General features: G+C 45.9%; 5 protein-coding genes. 3 read left to right on the plus strand and 2 right to left on the minus strand.

Going from position 1 to position 10,276, the window contains the following annotated elements; translation table 11 throughout:
- The 3 genes from JC606_RS18425 to JC606_RS18435 all read left to right on the plus strand — a co-directional run bounded on the left by JC606_RS18425 (position 1) and on the right by JC606_RS18435 (position 5,952).
- A complete protein-coding gene (locus tag JC606_RS18425; protein ID WP_137407952.1) occupies positions 1–1,911 on the plus strand; it encodes a bifunctional diguanylate cyclase/phosphodiesterase in 1,911 nt (636 codons plus the stop codon).
- Between the two features lie 18 nt (positions 1,912–1,929).
- On the plus strand, positions 1,930–4,044 hold the full coding sequence (locus tag JC606_RS18430; RefSeq protein ID WP_198779134.1) for a type I secretion system permease/ATPase: 2,115 nt from the start codon (positions 1,930–1,932) through the stop codon (positions 4,042–4,044).
- 159 nt (positions 4,045–4,203) lie between these two features.
- Entirely contained in the window at positions 4,204–5,952 is a 1,749-nt protein-coding gene (locus JC606_RS18435) for an SgrR family transcriptional regulator (RefSeq protein WP_198779135.1), read from the plus strand.
- A 53-nt stretch (positions 5,953–6,005) separates the two neighbouring features.
- Here JC606_RS18435 and JC606_RS18440 read toward each other — a convergent pair whose 3' ends face one another.
- Complete coding sequence (locus JC606_RS18440; RefSeq protein WP_198779136.1) at positions 6,006–7,676, minus strand: FapA family protein; 1,671 nt, start codon at positions 7,674–7,676, stop codon at positions 6,006–6,008.
- A gap of 353 nt (positions 7,677–8,029) precedes the next feature.
- Entirely contained in the window at positions 8,030–10,165 is a 2,136-nt protein-coding gene (locus JC606_RS18445; RefSeq protein WP_198779137.1) for a GNAT family N-acetyltransferase, read from the minus strand.
- Between the last annotated feature and the right edge of the window lie 111 nt (positions 10,166–10,276).

Below are 10,276 nucleotides of genomic sequence, written 5' to 3' on the forward strand. Positions count from 1 at the left end.
ATGACTTTATATAAACAGCTTGTGGTCGGGATGGTTGCGGTGTTCATATTACTGATGACGTCAGTCTTTATGATCGAATTCAATACTACTCGTGGATACTTAGAGGAGCAGCAACGCTCTGAGGTAAGTAATACCATTAATACTGTTGGACTGGCTCTTGCCCCTTACCTTGAAGAAAAGGACAAGGTATCGGTAGAGTCTGTTATCAACGCCCTGTTTGATGGCAGTTCTTACTCGGTCGTACGATTGATTTTTCTCGACAGCGGTGAAGACATCATCCGTTCATACCCTGTAAAACCTTCGGGCGTGCCCCATTGGTTTACCAATCTCAACCTATTTGAACCCGTTCATGATCGCCGAGTGATCACCAGCGGTTGGATGCAACTTGCTGAGGTAGAGATAGTCAGCCATCCAGGCCCGGCCTATGATCAACTGTGGCAAGCCTTTACCCGCTTATTAAGCATCTTTGGTGTGATCTTCTTACTCGGCTTGATCTCGATTTCATGGATCCTTAAGCGAGCACTACGCCCACTATCGATGATCATCACCAAAATGGATCAGATCGCTAAGAACCAATTCGGTGAGCCATTAACACGTCCTAAAACAAAAGATCTGATCTTGGTGGTTGATGGCATCAATCACATGTCGACTCAAGTTGAACAAGCCTTTAAAAACCAAGCAAAAGAAGCTCAAAAGCTACGTGAAAGAGCGTACATTGACCCAGTTTCTCAGCTGGGTAATCGCGCTTACTACATGTCGCAATTAAATCAGTGGCTAGAAGAATCGAGCTTAGGTGGCCTTGCAGTACTGAAAGCGGAATTTATCAGTGAAGAGTACGACGAGAAAGGTTACCAAGAAGGTGATACGTTAGTGCATCAATTGGCAGAACAACTGCAAGCTTCCATCTCATCGCCAGATATCACCATCGCACGTATTTCTAGTGACGAGTTTGGTTTCATTATGCCGAACATTGATGAAAGCGAACTTAAACTGGTTGCAAGCAGCATCGTAAACTGTATTCAAAGCCTAGGCTCAGATCCAACAGGCATGGCAAACCCACACATTGCATTGGGTGTAACACACAGCAACAAACGTAAAACCAGCACCGAAATCATGTCACTGGTCGATAACGCGCTCTCTAGTGCTAAAGCGAATCGTGAACTCGCTTACGGCTACGTCACAGCTGATGACCATGGCGCTGTAATGGGTAAACAGCAATGGCGTATGTTGGTTGAAGAGGCGATCATCAATGACCTTGTGACATTCCGCCTACAAGCTGCGAACAACGCGTTTGGTAAAACCTATCACCAAGAGGTGTTCTCTGCGATTGAGAAAGATGGCATTCGTTACGGTGCCAACCAGTACCTATACGCACTGGAGCAGCTTGAAATGAGCCACATTCTCGACCAATACGTTATCGAGAAGATGATTGAGAAGCTAACAGCAAAAGAGGTGACCAGCCCAATCGCAATCAATATCTCACCAAGCAGTATTTCTCAGCCAAGCTTTATCCGTTGGATTGGCAAAACACTTGAGCAAAACGCTTCAGTTGCTCACCTGCTGCACTTTGAGATCCCAGAAAACTGTTTCATCAACGTTCCGCACTATACGGCACTATTGTGTAACACCATTCGTAATGCTGAAGCGATGTTTGGTGTCGATAACTACGGACGTAACTTCCAATCACTGGACTACATCAACGAGTACCGTCCTAGCTACGTGAAGCTAGATTACCTGTTCACGCATAACTTGGACGATGAGAAGCAGAAATTCACGCTCACGTCGATTTCACGAACGGCTCATAACCTTGGTGTCACCACCATCGCATCTCGAATCGAAACTCAGACCCAGTTAGATATCTTGTCTGATAACTACGTAGAAGTGTTCCAAGGCTTCATTGTTGATAAATAGTTGTAAGGGTTATATCGCATGCAAGATCCACTATTGAACTCATTGATCTACGTTAGCCGATATTACGGATTAGCGAACTCGCCTGAGGCGTTGGTCAATGGGTTGCCACTATCAGACGGAAAGCTAACCCCTTTCCTGTTCCCACGTTCGGCAGAACGTGCGGGGCTAGTGGCAAAAGAAAACCGTTCCGACTTAGATAACATCCCACACCTAATTTTGCCGGCGGTATTATTGCTAAAGCAGGGCGAAGCGTGTGTGCTCAACAGCATCGACCTTGAAAAACAAGAAGCTGAAATCATCACAGCTGAGAGTGGAATGGTGCCAATAATCATTCCTGTTGCCGAACTTAAAGAGCAGTTCATTGGCCGCTACTTCTTAGTTAAAAAGCAGTTCCGCTATGACGAGCGTTCACCAGAAGTTCTGAAAACACGCAAAGGTCACTGGTTTTGGAGCACCATTTGGGAATCGAAAAACATCTATCGTGATGTTTTGATCGCATCAATTCTTATCAATATTTTCGCGATTGCCGCGCCGATGTTTACGCGTTTGGTATATGACAAAGTAGTACCCAACCTCGCATTTGAAACCTTGTGGGTGTTAGCGAGCGGTATCTTCGTGGTATTCCTGTTCGATCTGCTCTTAAAGTTGATGCGTAGCTACTTCATCGACGTCGCGGGGAAAAAATCTGATATCCTGACTTCCTCCAAGTTGTTCAGCAAGGTACTTGGCATTCGTATGGAAGCAAAACCAGCTTCAGTTGGTGCCTTCGCGAAGAACTTGCAAGAGTTTGAGTCAATTCGAGAATTCTTTACCTCGGCGACGATCGGCTCTCTGATCGACTTACCCTTCGCCATCATGTTCCTTGCCTTAATTTGGCTAATGGCGGGCAACTTAGTGTTTGTTCCAGTCGCAGGTGTGGTGATTCTGATCATCTACGCGTTGCTGATTCAAGGTCCATTGCGTCGCACCATTGAAGAAGGTTCACGCCTAGCCTCTCAGAAGTATGCGAACTTGATTGAAAGCTTGGCGGGCCTAGAAACCGTTAAGCTATTCAGCGCACAGAGTCAGTTCCAATTCCGCTGGGAAGAAGCCGTTGCTCACATGGCGAACTGGAACATTAAAAGCCGCCGCATTACCGACAGTATCCAAAACACCGCAGGCTTTGTTCAGCAAAGTACCAATGTAGGGATGATCATTTTTGGCGTGTATCTAATTGCAGAAGGCGAACTGACGATGGGTGGTTTGATCGCTGCAACCATGTTGAGTGGCCGTGCGATTGGTCCTCTTGTTCAATTGTCGCTGCTTTCTACACGTTACAACCAAGCCAAATCCTCAATGACGCTGATTGAGCAAGTGATGTCGATGCCTGATGAGCAAGAGGAAGGTAAGCGCTACATTCACCGACCAATCATTCAAGGTCACATTGCGCTAGATAAAGTGACGTTCCACTATCCTGATTCGCCCGTCGCTTCAGTGCGAGATCTCAGTCTGACCATCGCACCCGGCGAGAAGGTAGCGATCATCGGTCGTATTGGTTCAGGTAAAACAACCTTAGAACGCCTTATTATGGGCCTATATAAGCCCACAGAAGGCCATGTACGCATTGATGACACTGACATGGAGCAACTTCACCATGTCGACGTACGACGCAATATAGGCTGTGTACCGCAAGACAGTAACCTATTCTATGGTTCAGTCAGAGATAACATTACTCTAGGCCGCCCTTTGGTGGACGATCGTGATGTGATGGATGCAGCGAACCGTGCGGGTGTGACAGCCTTTACTCAGCAAGATCCTGCTGGCCTAGAACGTCAAGTAGGTGAAGGTGGTGGTTTGCTTTCAGGTGGTCAACGCCAGTCAATTGCGATTGCCAGAGCTTTCTTAGGCCGTCCTCCGGTATTGCTAATGGATGAGCCGACCAGTGCAATGGATAACCGTTCAGAAATGCACATTAAGCACCAGCTTAGTCAACTGTTACCAAGTGAAACGCTGATCCTTATCACTCACAAAACCTCGATGTTAGATGTTGTAGACCGAGTCATCGTAATGGAGAAGGGCAGCATAATTGCTGATGGTCCGAAAGCGAAGGTTCTGTCCGACCTTAAACAAGGTCGCGTAAGAGCAGTTAGCTAAAGCCTGTCATCAACACAATCACCAAAGGGGGAGCGAATGCTCCCCTTTTTTATTCCCTTAAACCGTGACAAAAGGGGAACAAAGTAACTGAACATTTTCTTATTTTCTCGAAGTTAAGTTGAGTAAAATACCAGGCTATCCATTAACAAAGGGCTCTTGGTGTCTAATCTCAACCTGCTTAGGTATTATCAGCGAATCGCACCCATTGGTGTCGGCAGCGAAATGAAAACCACAGTACAAGAAGTGGCTGATTTACTGTGTACTTCTCCTCGACATGCTCGCAACCTGTTATCACAAATGCAAGAGCTAGCTTGGTTAACCTGGCTACCAAAAGCCGGTCGAAACCAACGATCTTCGCTACTGTTAAATATCGAATTAGGCGCACTCAAAGAGAGCCTTGCTCTAGAGAGAATCCAACAAGGCAAGTATGAGAAAGCTTTGGCTATTGTGGATGAAGACGAAGCAACGTTTGGCCGCCTGCTGAAAACCACCTCAGGGGCTTCTGTTCAGGAAGGCCGTGTCAGTATCCAACTCACATACAAGCGAATGTTTGAACGCATTGTGCCACACCAATTACACCGCTGTAGCGAGCGCTTCTTCTTGCGTCAGGTGTATTGCTGCTTGGTATCCAGCCATGACAATGGCGTTATCAAACCAGAACTCGCTCACCACTGGCGCTATGACGAAGCGAGCTATCAATGGACATTCCATCTTCGTCCCGGGCTTACGTTCCACAACGACGAGTCAATTGACGCTGATACCATTGTGAGCCTCTTTGCTAAACTCAGTGCCCTTCCCTATTATCAAAAAGAGCTCGCGCATGTCAGCGACATCAGCGCCCCACATCCACTGAAAGTGGTATTTACACTAAGCAAACCAGATCAAGGGTTCGCAGGGCTTGTGTCTGGTGTCAAATACGGTATTCAACCAGCAAACCAAGTTAATGTCGCAAACAACAATGCTGTGATTGGCAGTGGTCCATTTACAGTGATCGAGCACGACAAAAATAAGCTTAAACTGCAAGCGTTCGATGGCTACTATTCGTGTCGTGTATTAGTCGACTTAGTCACGATTTGGAGCGTCAACGACGAGAAAATGGAGAACCCGTCGCTTTCCAGTAATACACCGATCCAAGTATCTGAAACGACAAGCGGTATTGAAGTCTCAATACAAACGCCTAATGCGACTCACTCGAGTCAACACAGTCGCACTGAAGACGGCTGCTTGTTCGCGTTATTCAACCATCATGCTAAGCATCCGTTAACACGTGCCCAACGGTGTTGTATTACAGAATTAATTCAGCCGCAGCGACTACTCGAAGTATTTCGCAAAGAGAAGATTCATTACGGCAGTGTCGTTGCCAACAACTTATTACCTGTTTGGAAGCCCGTTTTACGCCCATTTGGTGAATTCAGCGCGCTACCAAAAACCATTACCATTGCTGGATACAACTACACAGCATTGCGTCGATGCGCTCGGGCTATTTCTTCAGTACTTGCCGAGCACAATTGCATGGTTGAAATGGTGATGTATTCCTATCGAGAGTTGAGTGAGAAAGCGAACAACGGCACACTCGATGAAACACTGATCTTAACCAATATCAATTTAGATGATAACCGTCATGCTTCAGCGTTTTCTAACTTCTACTGTAACAACGTGCTGTACCACACTTTAGGGGAAGCAAATGCCAGTTGGCTTGATCAGCAACTGGAAAACCTAAGAGCGAGTACCCCGCTGGAAGATTACCTAACGGCGTTAGAGCCTATCGCTTCAACCTTGGTCAGTGAGTACTGGATTGCGCCAATGTTTCATCACACTCAAACATTACGATTTCAAGGGGTGTTAGAAGATGTCGCACTCACCAACTGGGGATGGCCAGACATTCGCTCGGTGTGGTCTTCTGATTAAAGAGAGGTGGTGATGAGGATATTTTTGATAGAGGCGCCGCACACCGACGCCTTTTATAGTGAAATGTCTTCTTGTTCCATCTTAAAGGAACATTGAATCTCGTATTGCTTGAAGGAAAACACGCTTCCCCCATGGGTGCGCTTGGTTGTCACCGTTTCATCACCAAACTGCACAGTGACTCGTGTATAAACCTTTTCGTGAGCTTCTACTGTGCATTCTGCTAGGTTCGTTTCAAATTCCGCTTCCAGAGTATCGAGCTTTTGTTTAGTGCTTTCTATGGCGTGATTGTTCTTCTCGCGCTGCTGCTCTATTTGTAACGCCTGTTCTTCACTTCGTTCTGCTTTAGGTAATTTCTTAAACTCAAGCTCTTGTCGAATTACGTCCATAGTCTGTTCTTGCGCGTGTCTATAAATTTCCTTAAGTTCAGCAATCTTATGTCGGTAACCATCATAGCGTGCAAAACCATGAACCTTAGTTGCAGTATCTCCTTCAACACCTAAGAAAACGCACTCCACCTTGCCACCCACTTTCGCTTCACCGCCACTGAGTGTGCCGTGCTTCTTGAGTGAGTCCATCACAATAAGGTTGTTACCACAGCGTATTTCGTTACTCATGCTGTGCACGCCAAAACGTATATCGCCCGCCGTCTGTAATTCGGCGTTTTGAGCATAGCTTGCCGTGATAGACCCTTTGCTAAATACCTTACAGCTTTTCGGTTCTCCCTCTTTGGTCGTATGTCCGATGATTCCTTTCGCGACTTTGATATCGCCTTGCGCCTGAACTTCAGCCGATTCAATAAAACCGCCGACGGTAATACTCCCTGTGGCTTTCACAACCATGCCTGGTTCAATGTTGCCAGAGACAAACACATTACCTTTAAACTTGACGTGTCCAGTAGAGACATCGACATTGCTAACACACAATGCGTCATCCACTTCGATGGTTCGATCTTTAATGATGGGTAAGCCAGGATGGGAAGCGAGCAATAGATTGGGGTCATCAGGAGAAATGTACGAGCCTTTACCAGGCTTGATTAAGCTGTCTTGTCCAGGGATTGGCGGGATAACTCGACCTTGAACCGTAAAGCCAGCGACGCCTTTAGTCGCGGGAGTACGCTTCATCAATTGGTCATTCAATCCAACGGTGATGGTTTCTCCCAAATCCCGCATATCAATCTTGCCTTCGTCTTTACTTCGGGGCTTTAGAACGTGGCGCGTAATGTCTTCCACAAGCGCTGCAAACTTAGCGTCTTTCCCCCTGATCGGCTTAGTGCCTTTAGCGACAGGCTGAGTAAACTTTTCTCCCGGCCTAAGCTTACTACTCATCATTAATACTTTTCTGAGGGCTAACTTATTAATCCCTTTAGTGATGTGAGCTTGGGCTAGACAATGAATGATGTCACTACCGCGCAGAGGATTTCCGTTGTATGGACCAGTAACAACAAGACTCGCTAACATCTCATCATCGGATAGTTGCACCTCTACACTGGCGTCACGAACTTCAGCAATCAAAATACCTTCGTAAGCTTCTCCTTTGCCTTCTTTAGCAAGAGAGACAAAACGCAGCACTTCTTCTTCAAAAAGAAAATAGCTTGATGCGTCTATGGCTTCCAAGGCTGGTGGCAGTGTCTTATTATCAAAGCTTGCATCAACCACAAACCCTGACGGCAGACATGCCATCACTTGTTGCTTATCTTCCGACAGTGTAACGATGTTATCCCACATTCGAATTGAGTATCCCTAATGACTCAGTTGTTATTCAGTCTATATAAATCAATCTGAGCTTAGAATCGTCACATTATAATAATCAGCGTCACATCACTTACTTTCGTGGCTGCAAAGATGACTCATAATTAAGACGTACTCATTTTATGATTTGCCTCACCTTTACAAAGACAAAGCGACAATTCTCACACGGTTTGATTTGAAGTTTCACTGTCCTGTGATGTGGTGAGTTAAATAAGAAATTGAGGGAGTGGAATCGAAATGAGGCAGAAGGCTTGGGATTAAGGGACAGTTTACAGTGTAAATTCAACATTCTAATTTACACTGTAAATCACATTTGAAATTGGCTGTCGCTATTTACACTGTAAATTCACCAATAAGGCTTCTACATCTTTTCGGAATTGAGCCTCAGCTTGCTTACGCCCAACAAAGTTAAATTGTTCAACACAGCTCCCCCACCCTTTCTGTTGAACAACTTTGGCAAGCAACAAATCAGAAACGGAAGAATGAACGACATTCGTAGAATCGAGGGGGACTACCTGAGCTTGACGTGCATTACTAATAAGCACCAACTTCAACACACTGTAGCCAATGCTGTCGTAACTATTCCCTCCTTCAACATAGTTCTTGATAAGTTGGGCTTCAAGCTCGCAGATTGATTCACAATAAGTTGGCAGCAGTGCACGCACCATATCGACTTCAAGAGAGGCTAGTGAACCCGAAACGACAAAACAAAAGCTGCGCTCAAAATGTTGCAGAAGTTGGCTGACCCAACTTTCAGAATTGGCATTAAGAGGCTTAACCATTAGCACAGAGTGACAACCACTTGCCTGATCACGCTGATGGCCAATATGTACTGGAGCAAAATCGTTGTTACGCCAGAATGCAATCAAATCGCTTGTCGCTCCAAAACTCGTCGCTAAGTAGTCGGCTTGTTCAATATGCAGTGACAACTTGTCCAGCATCCAACTGCCAATACCAAGACCTTGGTGACGTGTTGAAACCGCGATACGCATGACTCTGATACAGCGGCTCGTTGCCGCTTGTGCTGCGCCAAGTTGATTAGCTAACAACACTGGGGCCAGATGGCCTTGTCGTCTGCGTTTTCCAATTTGAATCTGGGAAATCAATTCGCTGTCTAACCCACCCTCTTGCGTGACCAACATACAACCCAAACACTCTTCTTGCTGCCACACGGCGTACAATTGAATCGCAGAGTTGCTTAGGAACTGCATCAGGTCATTTGGAGATGTTTGATAATGAGCATCAACCAGCAGAGAGAAACATTGATGGAGCTTACTTGGGTTAGCTAAACAATCTTGCTTGGATAACTCGACCAAACTTAGTGAGTTGAGTTTCTCATTAGAAAGCACTTCAACTTGGTGCTCTGCCGTATCAATTGATGAGGCTGCACCAAGTAAGAAACAATCAAACAACCAAGCTTCAAGCGGGTCGTTATTATTCCAACGGATAGGCTGTTCAAGTCTGTATCCTTTCCAGCCTGGGCGATGCTTGGAAAGCCATGCTTCGAATTTGATTCCGAAACCTCGACCGCTCCCTTCATAGCCATGAACCGTGGTTGAAAAAACCATGCGGTGATAACTATCAACCATAGACTTCAACATTGGAATGGGAATCGCCGCTGCTTCATCAACCAACAACAGATCGCAATCAGGCTTGGACTTTAGTAATTCGTCTGGCGCGACAAATCTAAGGCTGCCACCTTGGTAGCAAACATGAGTGGCATTAAGGGCTTCACAACCGTCGAGTCTTTGTTGCGCATGCGAAAAAACAGGCTCAATGGCCTTAACAGATGGAGCTGTCACAACAATGTTGAATCCAGGACGTTCAGCCAAAAGCTGCGCTGCTGCAATACCTAACGTCGAGCTTTTACCACGGCCTCTGTCTGCAGTTAAAATCAAAGGACGCTTTCGATGACCAGACACCACTTTTTTGACTAACTCAATGGCGACATTCTGCTGCTCAAATCGATTTAGACGGGTTGCTTCAATGCGTTTTTGCGGAAGCGAATCAAAACTGCACTTCAATCCCGACGCTTCATCGCTTTGGGAAACTGAGATGAGTTTATCAAAATGAGTTTTGAGCCAACATTCACCAAACGCCGAATCTTCGGTGTGTTCAGGATCTTTGATGTTTGGTGGCAGCACCAACAATAATCCACCTCCCACTAACGCACCAAGCGCAGCGCTAAAACCGTTTGCATCAAACTGCTCTCTAAAATCACACACCAACACTTGGCATTCGCGACCGAGAAGTTGCTGACCTTTCTTTACTGGTTCATGCATTACCCCTTCAAACGGAGTGCCACCGATTTGGAAAACACTTTGTGTGTTTGCGCCAATTAGATAGGTAGAGATAGCGGAATTTTGCCATGTCGCACTGCCATTAAACACCACGCCGAAACGGTGGTCATTATGTTGGGCGATATCGGAAAGTGTATTCAGAAACGTGTTGGTTAGGCTTGTCATAATTTGTGTCCAGATTCATCTAAACACAGTTTATCACAGCCAAATAAAAAGCCGCATAATGAACTGACCCCCAATAGTTGGACACCAATTATTGGGGGTCTTTTTATGTCC

This window comes from Vibrio sp. IB15 (genome assembly GCF_016406055.1).
In the GTDB taxonomy this organism is placed as follows: domain Bacteria; phylum Pseudomonadota; class Gammaproteobacteria; order Enterobacterales; family Vibrionaceae; genus Vibrio; species Vibrio chagasii.

Excerpts from the sequence above, each read along its gene's own strand:
- JC606_RS18425 (WP_137407952.1), top strand. The coding sequence starts at position 1 with ATGACTTTATATAAACAGCTTGTGGTCGGGATGGTTGCGGTGTTCATA.
- JC606_RS18440 (WP_198779136.1), bottom strand. The coding sequence starts at position 7,676 with ATGTGGGATAACATCGTTACACTGTCGGAAGATAAGCAACAAGTGATG.
- JC606_RS18430 (WP_198779134.1), top strand. The coding sequence starts at position 1,930 with ATGCAAGATCCACTATTGAACTCATTGATCTACGTTAGCCGATATTAC.
- JC606_RS18445 (WP_198779137.1), bottom strand. The coding sequence starts at position 10,165 with ATGACAAGCCTAACCAACACGTTTCTGAATACACTTTCCGATATCGCC.